Origin of the sequence: Aeromonas sp. 602658 (assembly GCF_049173005.1) — a bacterium.
GTDB classification, from domain to species: Bacteria; Pseudomonadota; Gammaproteobacteria; order Enterobacterales; family Aeromonadaceae; genus Aeromonas; species Aeromonas veronii_A.
Genome location: NZ_JAAKRF010000001.1, coordinates 296,213 through 312,053, shown reverse-complemented (window position 1 = coordinate 312,053; position 15,841 = coordinate 296,213). Strand labels below are relative to the sequence as shown.

At 59.1% G+C, this 15,841-nt stretch carries 13 protein-coding genes; 8 read left to right on the top strand and 5 right to left on the bottom strand.

All coding sequences use genetic code 11. The annotated features are described in order from the left end of the window. Positions 1-30 precede the first annotated feature (30 nt). The 3 genes from gcvT to gcvP all read left to right on the top strand — a co-directional run bounded on the left by gcvT (position 31) and on the right by gcvP (position 4,778). Positions 31-1,128 carry a glycine cleavage system aminomethyltransferase GcvT gene (gene gcvT / locus G5253_RS01280; RefSeq protein ID WP_058056652.1) on the top strand — a complete coding sequence of 366 codons (1,098 nt, stop codon included), beginning with the start codon at positions 31-33 and terminating at the stop codon, positions 1,126-1,128. An 84-nt stretch (positions 1,129-1,212) separates the two neighbouring features. After that, positions 1,213-1,602: a glycine cleavage system protein GcvH gene (gene gcvH, locus G5253_RS01275; protein WP_005333898.1), complete on the top strand. Its 390-nt coding sequence runs from the start codon at positions 1,213-1,215 to the stop codon at positions 1,600-1,602. Between the two features lie 299 nt (positions 1,603-1,901). Beyond that, positions 1,902-4,778, top strand: a complete 2,877-nt coding sequence (gene gcvP, locus G5253_RS01270) for an aminomethyl-transferring glycine dehydrogenase (RefSeq protein ID WP_266133856.1) — start codon at positions 1,902-1,904, stop codon at positions 4,776-4,778. 91 nt (positions 4,779-4,869) lie between these two features. Here the strand turns inward: gcvP and G5253_RS01265 are convergent, their stop codons facing one another. After that, the gene (locus G5253_RS01265) at positions 4,870-6,423 is read right to left on the bottom strand and encodes a methyl-accepting chemotaxis protein (protein WP_216953960.1); all 1,554 of its coding nucleotides are present in this window, start codon (positions 6,421-6,423) and stop codon (positions 4,870-4,872) included. 204 nt (positions 6,424-6,627) lie between these two features. Here G5253_RS01265 and G5253_RS01260 point away from each other — a divergent pair, with 204 nt between their 5' ends. Together G5253_RS01260 and G5253_RS01255 are read left to right on the top strand one after the other, a co-directional pair. Then, positions 6,628-6,870 carry an HAD family hydrolase gene (locus G5253_RS01260; protein WP_216953957.1) on the top strand — a complete coding sequence of 81 codons (243 nt, stop codon included), beginning with the start codon at positions 6,628-6,630 and terminating at the stop codon, positions 6,868-6,870. Between the two features lie 291 nt (positions 6,871-7,161). Continuing rightward, positions 7,162-7,326 carry a hypothetical protein gene (locus G5253_RS01255; protein ID WP_204381166.1) on the top strand — a complete coding sequence of 55 codons (165 nt, stop codon included), beginning with the start codon at positions 7,162-7,164 and terminating at the stop codon, positions 7,324-7,326. Between the two features lie 126 nt (positions 7,327-7,452). On the opposite strand, the gene G5253_RS01250 is transcribed toward G5253_RS01255, so the two are convergent. Further along, a complete protein-coding gene (locus G5253_RS01250; protein WP_266133857.1) occupies positions 7,453-8,523 on the bottom strand; it encodes a permease in 1,071 nt (356 codons plus the stop codon). A gap of 106 nt (positions 8,524-8,629) precedes the next feature. On the opposite strand from G5253_RS01250, the gene G5253_RS01245 reads away from it, so the two are divergent. Further along, positions 8,630-8,956, top strand: coding sequence for an ArsR/SmtB family transcription factor (locus G5253_RS01245; protein ID WP_128815807.1), 327 nt, complete (start codon positions 8,630-8,632; stop codon positions 8,954-8,956). 88 nt (positions 8,957-9,044) lie between these two features. Here G5253_RS01245 and G5253_RS01240 read toward each other — a convergent pair whose 3' ends face one another. Beyond that, complete coding sequence (locus tag G5253_RS01240; protein ID WP_266133858.1) at positions 9,045-10,427, bottom strand: amino acid permease; 1,383 nt, start codon at positions 10,425-10,427, stop codon at positions 9,045-9,047. Between the two features lie 386 nt (positions 10,428-10,813). Between G5253_RS01240 and G5253_RS01235 the strand changes: the two genes are divergently transcribed. Beyond that, entirely contained in the window at positions 10,814-11,110 is a 297-nt protein-coding gene (locus tag G5253_RS01235; protein ID WP_266133859.1) for a hypothetical protein, read from the top strand. 239 nt (positions 11,111-11,349) lie between these two features. On the opposite strand, the gene ppsR is transcribed toward G5253_RS01235, so the two are convergent. Continuing rightward, positions 11,350-12,162, bottom strand: coding sequence for a posphoenolpyruvate synthetase regulatory kinase/phosphorylase PpsR (ppsR, locus tag G5253_RS01230; protein WP_005333888.1), 813 nt, complete (start codon positions 12,160-12,162; stop codon positions 11,350-11,352). Between the two features lie 347 nt (positions 12,163-12,509). On the opposite strand from ppsR, the gene ppsA reads away from it, so the two are divergent. Continuing rightward, positions 12,510-14,882 carry a phosphoenolpyruvate synthase gene (gene ppsA, locus G5253_RS01225; RefSeq protein WP_266133860.1) on the top strand — a complete coding sequence of 791 codons (2,373 nt, stop codon included), beginning with the start codon at positions 12,510-12,512 and terminating at the stop codon, positions 14,880-14,882. Between the two features lie 82 nt (positions 14,883-14,964). Here ppsA and G5253_RS01220 read toward each other — a convergent pair whose 3' ends face one another. Beyond that, positions 14,965-15,837 carry a U32 family peptidase gene (locus tag G5253_RS01220; protein ID WP_216978555.1) on the bottom strand — a complete coding sequence of 291 codons (873 nt, stop codon included), beginning with the start codon at positions 15,835-15,837 and terminating at the stop codon, positions 14,965-14,967. Positions 15,838-15,841 lie beyond the last annotated feature (4 nt).

The following is a 15,841-nucleotide window of genomic DNA, read 5'->3' as shown; positions in this document are numbered from 1 at the left end:
GAAAAGGCTTTTTGCTAAGGAAAGAATGCGATGATCCAGACTACTGTACTGCATCCCAAACACCTGGAAGCCGGCGCCAAGATGGTGGACTTCCACGGTTGGGAAATGCCCATCAACTACGGCTCCCAGCTGGAAGAGCACCACGCGGTGCGCAGCGATGCCGGTATGTTCGATGTCTCCCACATGACCATCGTCGATTTGACCGGCGAACGGGTCAAAGCCTTTCTACAACACCTGCTGGCCAACGACGTGGCCAAACTCACAGCCCCCGGCAAGGCCCTCTACAGTGGCATGCTCAATCCGGAAGGCGGCGTCATCGATGACCTCATCACCTATTACCTAACCGATACCTTCTACCGGCTGGTGGTCAACTCCGCTACCCGCGAGAAGGATCTGGCCTGGATCCGCCATCACGCCATCGATTTCGATATCACAGTGACCGAGCGTCCCGAGCTTGCGATGATTGCGGTGCAGGGCCCCAACGCCAAGGTCAAGGCCGCAGCCGTGCTGAGCGCCGCTCAGCGTACCGCCGTGGTGGGGATGAAACCCTTCTTCGGCGTGCAGGCTGGCGATCTCTTTATCGCCACTACCGGCTACACCGGCGAAGATGGTTATGAAATCGTGGTGCCGCAAGAGAAAGCCTGCGAGCTGTGGCAGGCACTGCTGGATAACGGCGTCGCCCCGTGCGGCCTCGGTGCCCGCGATACCCTGCGCCTCGAAGCGGGCATGAACCTATACGGTCAGGATATGGACGAGTCAATCTCTCCACTCGCCGCCAACATGGCCTGGACCATCGCCTGGGAGCCGAGCGATCGAAATTTCATCGGCCGTGACGTGCTGGAAGCGCAGAAAGCGGCGGGCAACCAGCCCAAGCTGGTGGGGCTGGTGATGGAAGAGAAAGGGGTGCTGCGTGCCGGTATGCCGGTCACCTTCACAGCGGCAAACGGTGAGAAGCGGGAAGGTGTGATCACCTCCGGCTCTTTCTCCCCCACCCTGGGCTACAGTATTGCCCTGGCACGGGTGCCCCGCGATATCGGTGAATTGGCCGAGGTGGAGATCCGCAAAAAGCTGGTCACCGTGAAGGTCACCAAGCCCGCTTTCGTCCGTAACGGCCAGAAGCTGGTTTAATACCGTTTTGGGGGAGGGCAGTGCCTCCCCCATCCCTTTTCATATTCGTTTTTAAACGCGACTCAAAGATCAAAGGAAGCACAAATGAGCCATATCCCGAGCGAACTGAAATATGCCACTTCCCACGAGTGGATCCGTGTTGAAGCCAACGGCGAGGCCGTGGTCGGTATCACCGAGCACGCCCAGGAGCTGCTGGGTGACATGGTGTTTGTCGAGCTGCCGGAAGTGGGCAAGCAGGTCAGCGCCGGTGACGACTGCGCCGTGGCCGAGTCGGTCAAGGCGGCCTCCGACATCTACAGCCCGGTGAGCGGCGAGATCATTGCCGTCAACGAAGAGCTGGAAGGGAGCCCCGAGCTGGTCAACTCCGATCCCTACAGCGCTGGCTGGCTGTTCCGCATCAAGCTCGATGACGAGAGCGAGCTGGCCAACCTGCTGGATGCCGAAGGCTATCAGAACGTGGTGGACGAAGAGTAATGCCCCCGGGCCCTGCCAACACAGCAGGGCCCCTTTGTATGACCACCAGCCGGGCAAGCGCCGGCCGGTGGAAGGGTGAAGTCGCCCGCGCCTGCCGTTTGCCAGTCTAGGTGCCTAGGGGGCAAACAGGCCGGTTCGCAACAAGGCGATCCCCTCTTGATGCTGCCGCAGCATCCGGTGCCGCACCCTGTCTGCGGGACCCAGAACATGAGTGGAGTCGGTATCAGCCGACGATCAGGAACATCAGGTCTTGGTTATCAGGATGTCATGCCAGGACTTATTTATCAGGAAATAGGGAAATGACCCAGTCACTGTTTGAACTCGAGCAAAAAACCGATTTTGTCCGCCGCCATATCGGCCCGGGCGAGGAAGAGCTGCGCCAACTGCTGGCGACCGTTGGGGCCGAAAGCCTGGACGATTTGATTGAACAGACCGTGCCCGCCGCCATTCGCCTGCCGGGTCCGCTGGGGATCGGTGCCGGCATGACCGAGGTGGAAGCGCTGGCCAAGCTCAAGGGCTATGCCGCTCAGAACAAGATTGCCAAGAGCTATATCGGTATGGGTTATCACGATACCCATGTGCCCCACGTCATTTTGCGCAATGTGCTGGAAAATCCGGGCTGGTATACCGCCTACACCCCCTATCAGCCCGAGCTGGCACAGGGCCGTCTCGAAGCCCTGCTCAACTTCCAGCAGCTGACGCTGGATCTGACCGGCATGGATCTGGCAAGCGCCTCCCTGCTGGATGAAGCGACCGCCGCCGCCGAGGCGATGGCGCTGGCCAAGCGGATGGCCAAGTCCAAATCCAACCTCTTCTTCGTGGCCGATGATGTGCACCCGCAGGTGATCGATGTGGTCAAGGAGCGCGCGGTTCACTTCGGTTTTGACGTGGCGGTTGGCGCCGCGAGCGATGCAGTGAGCGAAGAGGTGTTTGGTGCCCTGTTCCAGTACCCCACCACCACAGGTGAGGTGAAAGATCTGCGCGCCCTGATTGCCGCGGTACAGGCCCAGAAAGGATTGGCCTGTGTCAGCGCCGATCTGCTCTCTCTGCTGCTGCTCAAATCCCCGGGTGAGCTGGGTGCCGACGTGGTGTTGGGCTCCGCCCAGCGCTTTGGTGTGCCCATGGGCTACGGTGGCCCCCACGCCGCCTTCTTCGCTACCCGCGATGCCTACAAGCGCTCCATGCCGGGCCGTATCATCGGTGTCTCCAAGGATGCCCGCGGCAAGGCCGCGCTGCGCATGGCGATGCAGACCCGCGAGCAGCACATCCGCCGCGAGAAAGCGAATTCCAACATCTGTACCGCTCAGGTGCTGCTGGCCAACATGGCGAGCTTCTATGCCGTCTACCACGGTCCGGTGGGGCTGAAAACCATCGCCTCCCGCGTGCACCGCCTCACCACCATTCTGGCGCTTGGCCTCAAGGCCAAGGGCGTGGCCCTCAAGCATGCCAGCTGGTTCGATACCCTGACCGTGCAGACTGCTGACAAGGCCGCGCTGATCGCCAAGGCCGAGGGGCTCGGCATCAACCTTCGTGCAGACCTAGATGGCGCGGTAGGGGTGTCACTCTCTGAAACTACCACCCGCGCTGATGTGGCCGAGCTGTTCGATCTCTTCCTCGGTCAAGGTCATGGGCTCGATATCGAGGCTCTCGACAAGGCGGCTCAGGCCCATCACGCTATCCCGCAGGATCTGCTGCGCACCGATGCCGTGCTGACCCACGAGGTGTTCAACAAGTACCACTCCGAAACCGAGATGCTGCGTTATATCCACCGTCTCGAAGCGAAAGACCTGGCCCTCAACTACGCCATGATTTCGCTCGGCTCCTGCACCATGAAGCTCAACGCCACCGCCGAGATGATCCCGGTGACCTGGCCCGAGTTCGGCAAGTTGCACCCGTTCGCTCCGCTGGCGCAGGCCAAGGGCTACCAACTGCTGCTGGCCGACCTCGAAAACTGGCTGGTGAAGGTGACCGGTTACGATGCGGTTTGCATGCAGCCCAACTCAGGTGCTCAGGGCGAGTACGCTGGTCTCTTGGCCATCAAGAAGTACCATGAATCCCACGGCGAGGGGCATCGCGATATCTGCCTTATTCCGGCTTCTGCCCACGGCACCAACCCGGCCTCAGCCCAGATGGCGGGGCTCAAGGTGATCGTCACCGCCTGTGACAAGTCCGGCAACGTGGATCTCGACGATCTGCGCGCCAAGGCGGCCGAGGCGGGGGATCAACTCTCCTGTCTGATGGTGACTTACCCCTCCACCCACGGGGTGTATGAGGAGACCATCAAGGAGGTGTGCGACATCGTTCACCAGCACGGTGGTCAGGTCTATCTGGACGGCGCCAACATGAACGCGCAAGTCGGGTTGACTGCGCCGGGCTTTATCGGGGCGGATGTGTCGCACCTCAACCTGCACAAGACCTTCGCCATTCCTCACGGCGGTGGCGGCCCGGGCATGGGCCCCATCGGCGTGAAGAAACACCTGGCACCGTTCGTAGCCGGTCACGCCGTGGTCAAGACCGACAAGGAGAGCCGCAACAACGGCGCCGTGTCGGCGGCACCGTTTGGCTCGGCCAGCATCCTGCCCATCAGCTGGATGTATATCGCCATGCTGGGCGACGAGGGGCTGAAGAGATCCACCCAGGTGGCCATCCTCAACGCCAACTACCTGGCCAAGAAGCTGGGTGAATCCTTCCCCGTGCTCTACTCCGGGCGCAACGGTCGGGTGGCCCACGAGTGCATCCTGGATATCCGCCCGCTCAAAGAAGCTTCCGGCATCAGCGAGATGGACGTGGCCAAGCGGCTGATGGACTACGGCTTCCACGCGCCGACCATGAGCTTCCCGGTAGCGGGTACCCTGATGGTCGAGCCGACCGAATCGGAATCCAAGCGCGAGCTGGACCGCTTCGTGGAGGCGATGACCGCCATCCGTGCCGAGATCGCCAAGGTGCAGGACGGCCACTGGAGCCTCACCGACAACCCGCTGGTCCATGCGCCGCACACCCAGGACGACGTGATGGATGCAGAGTGGTCCCGTGGCTACAGCCGCGCCGAGGCGGTCTTCCCGTCCGACGCCGTGCGCGCCAGCAAGCTGTGGCCCTCTGTGAACCGCATCGACGATGTCTACGGGGATCGCAACCTGTTCTGCTCCTGTATCCCGACTGAGGATTACGCCAAGTAAGTGGCGTCCAGGAGCAACAGTTAAGCCGTATAAACAACAGGGCCACCCAGACGGGTGGCCCTTCGTTTACATGGACTTTATCTGCATGCTGCTATCCGAATGTCCGGCTTAGGTCCTTGAGCTGGCTCGCTTTGCTCTGCAAGTTGGCACTGGTTTTACTGACCTGATCGATTTTGAGGCTGTTATCGTGAGAAAGTGAGGATATCTGATTGATATTACGACAGATCTCCTCGATCACCGCTTGCTGCTGGGTCGCTGCAGCGGAAACTTGATTGGAAAAATCAGAGACCTTGTCTATTTCGATCACGACCTGATTCAGGTTGCCGGTGCTTGCCCGAGTGGTTGCGAGGCAATCATTGGTTCTGGTCACATTGAGATGCATCATCTCTTTCCATCCCCCGAGGGTTTGCTGGATATGACCAATGCTGCTCTGGATCTGCTCTGTTGCTCTATGGGTTCTGGTCGACAGGCTGCGTACCTCGTCAGCCACCACTGCAAAGCCGCGTCCCTGATCGCCCGCCCGCGCTGCTTCAATCGAGGCATTGAGTGCCAGCAGGTTGGTTTGATCCGCAATCCCGCGAATTTCACTCATGATGCTGCCGATCCGTTCGGACTCGCTTGCCAGCTCGACGGCTGACTGGAAGGCCTGCTCTGCCTGGGTAGCCAGTGCCGACATCTCTTCTCCCGCATCGGAAAGCTGATTGCTGGTGGTGATGCAATGGTTGCGCGCCTCTTCGATCTGCTGGTTGCTGTCCTGAATATTGCGGCTGATCTCTTCGGCAGCTGATGCCATCTGGGTAACTGCGGTGGCGACTTGCTGAATTTGCATATCCTGTGAGGAGATATCCCTGCTGGCCAGTGCGGCCGAACCACTCAAATTGTTGGCCATGGCATTGAGCGAGAGTGTGGTGTCATCGACTCTTCCCAGCACGGTACGGATTCTGGCTTGCCAGAGCTTGATATGGAAATCGGCAATGCTGTGGGGGGCATCCCCCGAGAAGATCAGGCGGCTGATGCTGTCGTAGTCCTGCTCAAGCTGTTGCAAGAATCGCGGTGTGAGGAAGAGCGCATTACGGTTGAACCAGAGGGTGGCCAATAGGGGAATGATGATCCAGAGCGCCTGCAGTGGTGTGAGCAGCCAGAGCGCGCTGATCACGCTGAGCAGCAGCAGGGGTATGGTCATGATGGCCGGAGTGAGCAGGCGCTGCCCCATGTGAATGGCGGAGCCGGTTTCGCGTGCCTTAAGGGTTTTGTACATCTTGTTGGCACGCGCTTTGTGCTCTGCGGAGGGTCGGCAACGAACGGATTGGTAACCCACCATCTTGCCATCTTCATAGATCGGGGTGACATAGGCATCAACCCAGTAATAGCTACCATCCTTGCAGCGGTTTTTGACTATGCCCCGCCACGGCTTGCCCGCTTTTAGATGGGCCCAGAGATCGGCGAATGCCGCCTTGGGCATGTCTGGGTGGCGTACCAGGTTGTGATGTTGTCCCAGCATCTCTTCAAGGCTATAGCCTGCCACCTGACAAAACGCCGGATTGGCGTAGGTGATGTCCCCTTTGAGATCGGTGGTCGATACCAACTGGACGTTGTCGGTAAATTCAACTTCGGTATCTGTAGTGTGAGGTGTGTTGGTTACCATGATCAGGCTCCGGTTTTACCATAACGGAATGCATCGTCTGAGTATGGCAGAGGCTGCTCATTTTATTGTGTTGTTGCTCATTAACTGTTCTGCGCCTAGCAGGGGCATCTACACATCTTCCATCGCAACGGTTTGGCGGGGGACGCAAGCCAAGTAACATCGCATGACTTATAGCCACGCAGCGATACAGGTAAGGCAATTAAGTTGGGGGCGATTTTATGGAATTATGACGGCACCCTGGTCAATTCGGTGCCGCAGAATATCGATATCGCCAAGCAGATCCTGGCTGAAGTCGCCCCCCATCTGACCGGCGATCAGTTACCTCGTTATCTGCGCAGCGAAGCGGAGTATCACCATGCCAATCACGCCGCCAAGAACTGGCAGGATCTCTATAGGGATTACTACGGTTTGTCGCGGGACGAGATGGTGCAGGCTGGCAGTCTGTGAGCCAAACATCAGGAGAGACAGGGACTTAGGTGCATTTTTTAGGAGCTGGAGGTGGTGATTGACCATTTCTCTGCCATTTCCCATGGCATTTGTTCGAAAAACGCCTAAAAACCCTTCTCCAGGTGCTTGAACTGCATGGTGTGAACAGCCAGTTCAAGGCCGTGGCTGGCTACGATGACGTGCCCGCACAGTAGCAAAAAACACCCTTTCGGCGGCCTCAAATGTCTGGAGTCTATCTTCGGCCCAGCCAGGTGTCCGTCGCTCATCTATATCGGTGATCATGAAGCGGATGTGCAGTTTGCCCGTCATTTGCAAGGGGCGCTTGGCGAGCAGAGCCGTGTGATCTCGGTGGCTGTCGCCTATAGCCGCGCGACCCCGGAGCGCTGGGAACACCAACCCGACCATATCGCCCGTGACGTCGAGGATCTGCTCCCCATCGTCGGGCAATATCTGTAACGCCGGTTGCAGATTGCCGTACGGAATAGACAAACGCCGATCAGTTGATCGGCGTTTTGTCTATGGGAAGCCTGATGGTTTCACACTCAGCTGGCTTAACACCCTGTCTGTTTAATGATGGGCGACTTAAAACAGCAGTTGCATCAGGTAGCCCATCAGGATCGCCATGCCGAGGATCACGGTAAGGAAGGCCGCAATCATCGGAGTTCTGAACATCGATTTGAGCAGGATCACCTCGGTCAGACTGGCACCGGCACTGCCGATGATCAGCGCCATGACTGCGCCCATTCCCATCCCTTTGCCCAGTAGTACCGACGCCAGCGGGATCACGGCCTCGGCACGGATGTAGAGCGGGATCCCGACGATGGCGCTGAAGGGGATGGCCAGCGGGTTGTCGGCACCAGCATGGGCGGCGATCCACTCGGCCGGAATAAAACCGTAAATAAACGAGCCGATGAGCACCCCCAGCAGCAGGAAGGGCAATACCGCTTTGAACTGCTGCCAGGCATCGAGGCGAGCTTTGACCCAGGCGGTGGGGAGCTGTGGCGCACGAGTCAGGGTTGCCGTGCCATCGCCGCAGCAGGAGAGGGTGGCCTGTTCTGCCATCTCTGGTTGCGGTGCCGGGCAGCACGCTGCCCCGTTGAGGGGTTTGATTGCACGAATGGCGCTGCGTTGGTTGTCACTGCAATGTGCTTGAGTGGTGGCGCGGGTCGCCGGGCCACAGCCGCTACCGCAAGAGGGGGTGGCCTCTTTGGGGTCGATGACATGGCGCTCGAACCCGAGCCTGTCGAGCAGCATGCTCGCCATGACGGAGACGCTGGCAGCGATCACGGCGTAGAGCAGGGTCACTTTCCAGCCAAAGGTGGCCCACATCAAGCCGACGATGATGGGGTTCAGCAGTGGCGAGATAAACAGGAAGGTGAGGGTGGGGCCAAAGCCAGCCTTGGCCGAGAGCAGCCCTCTCAGCATGGGGATGGTGGAGCAGCTGCAAAAGGGGGTGACGGCGCCGAGCAGGGCAGAGAGCAGATAGCCCTTGCCGTGGCGGGCCCCCAGCATCCGCTGGATCTTCTCGTCGGGGATCTTCTGACGGATCAGGCTGACCCCGGCGCTAATGACCAGAAACAGCACCGACAGCTCGACAGCCAGAAACAGGAACATCTGGGCTGCGTCGGTCAGCATGGTTAACCACTCATTCATTGTCGTATCCTCACTTGGTTTCTATATTTCCAAAATAATCGAAATTAATGGTCGGTCAAGATATTTCTGGTATTATCGAAATATCAAATTCGTGGAGGGCGCAGAGATGCAACTGGAAGAGGTCGCCAAGGCATTGAAAGAGCTGGGTCATCCGACCCGGCTGTTTATCTTCAAGCATCTGGTCAAGGCGGGAGAGCAGGGGTTGCCGGTGGGGGAGCTGCAAAAGCAGCTGGTGATCCCCGCTTCCACCCTCAGCCACCATATCGCGGCGCTGGTCTCGGTGGGGCTGGTGAAGCAAAACCGGGAGAGTCGCACCCTGCTGTGCGTCTCTCAATACGCGGTGCTGGAGGAGATCATCGCCTTTTTCCGCGATGAGTGTTGCGTCAACAGCCCGGAGCATCGGCAAGATCAAAGGCAAGAGCTGCCTTCCTGAGGGCTATGGCTGCTAGTAGTGCTGCGCGTAATAAAAAAACGCCGATCATGCGATCGGCGTTTTGCATTGTTTTTCTCAACTGCGGGCATTAACCCAGATTGGCTGCAACCTTGCTTTGAGCTTGTCCTTTGCGCTTGATGACAAAGCCAATACCCAGTACCACCAGCCAGGCGGGGATCAGTTCGACCGAGATGCGGAAATCGGGGGTCATATACATGATCACCAGAATACCGGCCATGAACGCGAGGCAGAGGTAGTTGCCGAAGGGGTACCAGAACGCCTTGAACTTGGGCTGGACACCCTCTGCGACCTTGGCCTTGCGGAACTTGAGGTGCGCGAGGCTGATCATCGCCCAGTTGATCACCAGTGCGGAGACCACCAGCGCCATCAGCAGACCGAACGCCTTGCCCGGCATCAGGTAGTTGATCAGCACGCAGAGCAGGGTGGCGATGGCCGAGACCGAGAGGGCAACCAGCGGCACGCCGCTCTTGTTGGTCTTGAGCAGGGCTTTCGGGCCGTTGCCCTGTTTGGCCAGCCCGAACAGCATCCGGCTGTTGCAGTAGACGCAGCTGTTGTAGACCGAGAGTGCCGCCGTCAGCACCACGATGTTGAGTACGGTGGCGACCAGATTGCTGTCCAGAGCGTGGAAAATCATCACGAACGGGCTGCCGCCTTCCACCACTTTACCCCAGGGGTAGAGGGACATCAGGATAGCCAGAGCGCCGATGTAGAAGATGAGGATGCGGTAGATCACCTGATTGGTGGCCTTGGGAATGCTCTTCTCGGGGTTGTCCGCTTCGGCGGCGGTAATGCCCACCAGCTCCAGACCGCCGAAGGAGAACATGATCACCGCCATCGCCATCACCAGACCGCTGATGCCGTTGGGGAAGAAACCGCCCTGAGCCCACAGGTTAGTGACGCTCGCCTCGGGGCCGCCGGCACCAGAGATGAGCAGATAGCCGCCAAAGCCAATCATGCCGATGATGGCGACCACCTTGATGATGGCGAACCAGAACTCCATCTCGCCAAACGCTTTGACGTTGGAGAGGTTGATGGCGTTGATCAGCACGAAGAAGAAGGCTGCCGACATCCAGGTCGGGATCTCGGGCCACCAGTACTGGACATAGATGCCCACTGCGGTCAGCTCGGCCATGCTCACCAGCACGTAGAGCACCCAGTAGTTCCAGCCGGACGCAAAACCGGCAAACTCGCCCCAGTATTTGTAGGCAAAGTGGCTGAAGGAGCCAGCTACCGGCTCTTCAACCACCATTTCACCGAGCTGGCGCATGATCAGGAAGGCGATAAAGCCGCCGATGGCATACCCCAGCAGGACTGAGGGGCCTGCCATCTTGATGGTTTGGGCAATGCCCAGAAAGAGGCCGGTGCCGATGGCACCGCCCAAAGCAATCAACTGAATGTGGCGGTTTTTAAGGCCGCGCTTCAGATCCTCACCGTCTTGTTTCAAATCCATGGGTCTGTCCTTACGTCTCTGTTGTCTCTGGTCGGTGTTGGGCTCATCCTGAGCAGGCCGCAGTGCGTAGCCAAAACCTGACGAAAGCTGTATTTATTTCGTTACGACATGCCATTTTCAATTTTTAGTGTTGGCTGGCAACCGAAGCAGAATAGTGATAATCCGCCATGAATGCACCTGTTTTCCATCTCTAATGGCCGTGTTTTGTACCAAAGGCAGCTTTTTCATGATCTGAAGAGGCTTCTTGGCAGTTTCTGGTTGATGTTTGCGCAATCGAATTCTGTTTTATTGACATTTTGTCTTGTTGGTGTGCTTTTGTGGTGCCAGGCCACAAATGGATGCAAATGATGCCAAACAAGCGAGAGTACAGGGAAGAGTGCAGGGAGTTGGAGTACAGAGAGCGCGAAAGCGTGCTGCAACAAGGGGTTGCCCAGGGTGTACTGGTGGCGCTCTGGTTAGGGATTGCCGCCAGTCCGCTGTTGTTGCTGGTGGCCGCGATTATGTTGCTGGGTTGGCTGTTACTCGGTGATCAGGAGTTGCTGCACTACTGGCAGTCGCTGTTGCTGGTGGGTGGGGTAACGGGGGCGCTCGTTGGCGGCTGGCTGGCGGAGCGGGTTCGCCTGCGCCACGGTTTGCTGGCCTTCTATGCCCGGTTGATGAACAACCCTGAGCTCAATCGTTAGTTAACGCTGGGTGTTTGCCGAGCGCAGCAGAACGGAATCGAATAGCGGCTAACTGGCAGCAGGTGACAAGGGCACAACGCCAAGGTCGACAAGAAGAGGGATAAGCATTTGTGGTGCTTATCCCTTTTTTATCCACGCTTTTCACTGTCATCTATGTGAATTGCAGTTCGCCACAGCTGACTTTCGCCGCGACACTGTAATTTTTATCTTTTGTTGATGCCGATAGCTGTCAAGCTGGCTTAACAGAGCTGGCGGCGCAGACCGGTTGCCTCGAGGACCTTGGCGCTGATCTCCTCCACCGAGTGGGAGCTGGTATCGAGGAAGCGGATCGCCTCCTGGCGAAACAGTCGCTCCACGCAGGCCAGCTCCTGCTCGCACTGTTCGATGGAGGAGTAGCGGCTGTTGGCACGGCGCTGGTTACGGATCTCGTGCAGCCGCTGCGGCGCTATAGTGAGGCCAAACAGCTTGTGACGATTGGCCTTGAGGGGGGCGGGCAGCTCCAGCATGCCCATGTCCTGCTCGATAAAGGGGTAGTTGGCGGCACGAATGCCGAACTGCAGCGCCAGATAGAGGCTGGTGGGGGTCTTGCCGCAGCGGGAGACCCCGATCAGGATGATGTCCGCCTCATCGTACTCCCTGGTGGTGATGCCATCGTCGTTGGCCAGTGCGAAGTTGACCGCCTCGATGCGATCGTCATAGAGCTTGCGGTTCTCCATGCCGTGGGTGCGGTGGAGGCGGGGCTCGGCTTTGACCCCCAGCTCCTGCTCCAGCGGGCTGACGAAGGTATTGAGAAAGTCGTGGCCGCACGCCTCCGATTTCAGTACCTCTTCCCGTACCAGCGGGTCGACGATGGTGTGAAACAGAATGGGGCGTACCCCGGTCTGGCGAAACTGCTCGTCGATCCGCATCCGTACCTGACGGGCTTTCTCCAGTGTCTCCACAAAGGGGATAGTGATCTGCTCGAAGGCCAGCGGAAACTGGCTCAGTACCGCGTGGCCGAACACTTCGGCGGTGATGGCGGTGCCGTCTGAAACATAAAATACGGTGTGCACGTAGGGCTCCTGTGATACCGCGGGTGGGGTCGCATGGGGTAAGGGGTGAGAAGTATCTCCCGAAACCATACCAGTTTTGTCAACCGGTCTGCTGTGCCCAAGTTGTGAAGTGGCTTGCAAACCTGAATCGTTATCTTTTTGTGTCGCCATTGTAGAATGTTCCGGTCATTCGACCATCCCCAACTCTTGCTCGGGGATTTTTTTGAAAATCAGTAGAAAACGTTTTCATTGTCGTTGGCAACAAAAGAAACAGACAATAACGCACCTGACTTACCCATAACCTCATCGATTAAATCGGGCGCACGAGGTGCTATGGCATCGGTGCCCACCAACCTGGAGACATCCAAGTGCAACAGTACGTGCTCTGGTACGAACAACTCGGAATGCAGGACGTAGAACGAGTTGGCGGCAAGAACGCATCCCTTGGCGAGATGATCAGCAACCTCTCTGGCGCCGGCGTATCCGTGCCGGGGGGCTTTGCCACCACCGCCTTTGCGTTTAACGAGTTTCTGGAGTCAAGCGGCCTCAACGGCAAGATCCACCATCTGCTCGACAATCTCGACGTGGACGATATCGCCGCCCTCAACCGGGCCGGTCAGCAGATCCGCGATTGGGTGATCGAAGCCCCGTTCCAGCCCGAGCTGGAGCAGGCTATCCGGGTTGCCTATGAAAAGTTGAGTGCCGGTGTCGAGGCCTCGTTTGCGGTGCGCTCCTCCGCCACCGCCGAGGATATGCCGGACGCCTCCTTTGCCGGCCAGCAGGAGACCTTCCTCAACGTACGTGGCATCGATGCCGTCATGACGGCGGTCAAGCATGTGTTTGCTTCTCTGTTCAACGATCGCGCCATCTCCTATCGGGTGCATCAGGGCTACGACCACAAGGGTGTTGCCCTCTCGGCCGGGGTGCAGCGGATGGTGCGCTCGGATCTCGCCGCCTCCGGCGTCATGTTTACCCTGGATACCGAGTCCGGTTTCAACGACGTGGTCTTTATCACCGGCGCCCATGGTCTTGGCGAGATGGTGGTGCAGGGCGCGGTCAACCCGGACGAGTTCTATGTGCACAAGCCGACCCTCAAGGGGGGCCGCCCGGCGGTGGTACGCAAGACCCTCGGCTCCAAGCTTATCAAGATGACCTACTCTGACGATGCCGGTCATGGCCGTCAGGTGAAGATTGTCGACACCAATGAGGCCGAGCGCAGCCGCTTCTGCATCAGCGATGAGGAGGTGATGGCGCTGGCGAAACAGGCCCTCATCATTGAGCAGCACTATGGCCGCCCGATGGACATCGAGTGGGCCAAGGATGGTCAGGATGGCCAGCTCTATATCGTGCAGGCCCGCCCGGAAACCGTGCGCAGCCGCCAGGAGGCCAACACCCTCGAGCGTTTTGCCCTCAAGCAAGCGGGCAAGGTGCTGATCGAGGGGCGGGCTATCGGTCACAAGATTGGCGCGGGCCCGGCGCGGGTCATCTCCTCCATCAGCCAGATGGACGAAGTGCAACCCGGCGACGTGCTGGTTACCGACATGACCGACCCGGACTGGGAGCCCATCATGAAGCGGGCCTCCGCCATCGTCACCAACCGGGGAGGCCGCACCTGTCACGCCGCCATTATCGCTCGCGAGCTGGGCATTCCGGCGGTGGTCGGCTGTGGCAACGCCACCGACCATATTCAGCCGGGCCAGCGGATCACCGTCTCCTGTGCGGAAGGGGATACCGGTTTTATCTATGACGGCGAGCTGGACTTCGATGTGGCGGTGACCGAGGTGGGCAATATGCCGCGCCTGCCCATCAAGATCATGATGAACGTCGGCAACCCGGACCGCGCTTTCGACTTTGCCCAGTTGCCCAATGCAGGGGTTGGGCTGGCGCGCCTTGAATTCATCATCAACCGGATGATCGGCGTGCACCCCAAGGCGCTGCTGGAGTTTGACCAGCAAACCCCAGAGCTGCAGACCACCATCGGCAAGATGATCGCCGGTTACGACAGCCCGCGGGAGTTCTATGTGGCCAAGCTGACCGAGGGGATCGCCACTCTGGGGGCCGCCTTCTGGCCGGAGCGGGTGATCGTGCGGATGTCGGACTTCAAGTCCAACGAGTACGCCAATCTGGTGGGCGGTCGTGGCTACGAGCCCCACGAGGAGAACCCGATGATCGGTTTTCGTGGCGCATCCCGCTACATCGCCGACAGCTTCCGCCCCTGCTTTGCCCTCGAGTGCGAGGCGATCAAGCGGGTACGCGATGTGATGGGGTTGACCAACGTCGAGGTGATGATCCCCTTCGTGCGTACCGTGGGCGAGGCGGAGCAGGTGATCGACATCCTGGCCGAGAACGGTCTGCGCCGCGGCGAGCGGGGGCTCAAGGTGATCATGATGTGCGAGATCCCGAGCAATGCCCTGTTGGCAGACAAGTTCCTCGAGCACGTGGACGGTTTCTCCATCGGTTCCAACGACATGACCCAGCTCACCCTTGGGCTGGATCGGGACTCGGGGCTGATTGCCCACCTGTTCGACGAGCGCAACGAGGCGGTCAAGGCACTGCTGTCGATGGCGATTCAGGCCGCGCGCAAGGCGGGCAAGTACGTGGGGATCTGCGGTCAGGGGCCATCCGATCACCCTGACTTTGCCGCCTGGCTGGTGGAGCAGGGGATTGACTCGGTGTCGCTCAACCCCGATACAGTGGTCGATACCTGGCTCTATCTGGCGGAGCAGCATGGCGCCAAGTAAGTCACTATCGACATGAGTGATTAGAAAGGGGGGCCTAATGGCCCCCTTTTGATCGCTATTATCTTATGTTTTGCCCTTGGGCTTATTCCACCAGGCTCATACCGGGGATCTGGCGCCAGTAGCCGTTGCAGTCGCTTCCTTGCTGCAAGGAGAGGGGAGCCTGGCCCTGCCGGTTGGCTTTGAAGCGGGCCAGCATCTCCAGCGTCTCCATCCCTTGCGGCGAAAGCCTGACCACATCTACCAGACCTTCCATACCAGCCAGCTCGTTACCCAGGTTGTAGCAGTAGCCGGACTGGGTCTGGATCCCGTTGAGATTGAACACCCGCTCCCCCTCGCGGCTGTTGGCCAGTCGTCCGGTGGGGTAGTTGATGCAGGCGAGCTCGCAGTTGTCCTTGGGCTTGTCGAGGGAGCGGGCGGTGAAGCAGCGCGCCGAATAGGCGAGCGGCAGATGGCCGTAGGCAAACACCTCCACCTCAAATTGGTCGCGCAGGGGACCCAGATCCTGATTGAGCTGGATCAGCCAGTCACGGGAGAGCTCCACCGGCATGACCCAGCGTTTCATCCCCTGTTTGAGCAACATGCGCAGCACATCGGCGTTATAGGCGTTGATGGCGGGACCACAGACGAAGGGGATCCCTGCCTCCCTGGCGAGTTGCACCGTACCGAGATCGTTGGCTTCGACCATAAGATCGCCATTGTCGACCAGCCGCTTCACCTCCTTGAGCTCGGAAGGGGCGGAGATAAGGGCGAGGGTCGAGAGCACCACCTGCTTGCCGGAGTTGGCCACCTGACGGGCCAGTGCAATCCAGTCATCGACTTTGAGTTCGCGCCGCTTGCTGCAAACGGTCTCCCCCAGATAGATGATGTCGGCCTGACTGTCGGCGGCGGCATGGTAAAAGGCTTCGGTATCGGCCTTGGGCCAGTAGAAGAGCAGGGGCCCGAGAGAAAATTGCATGGGT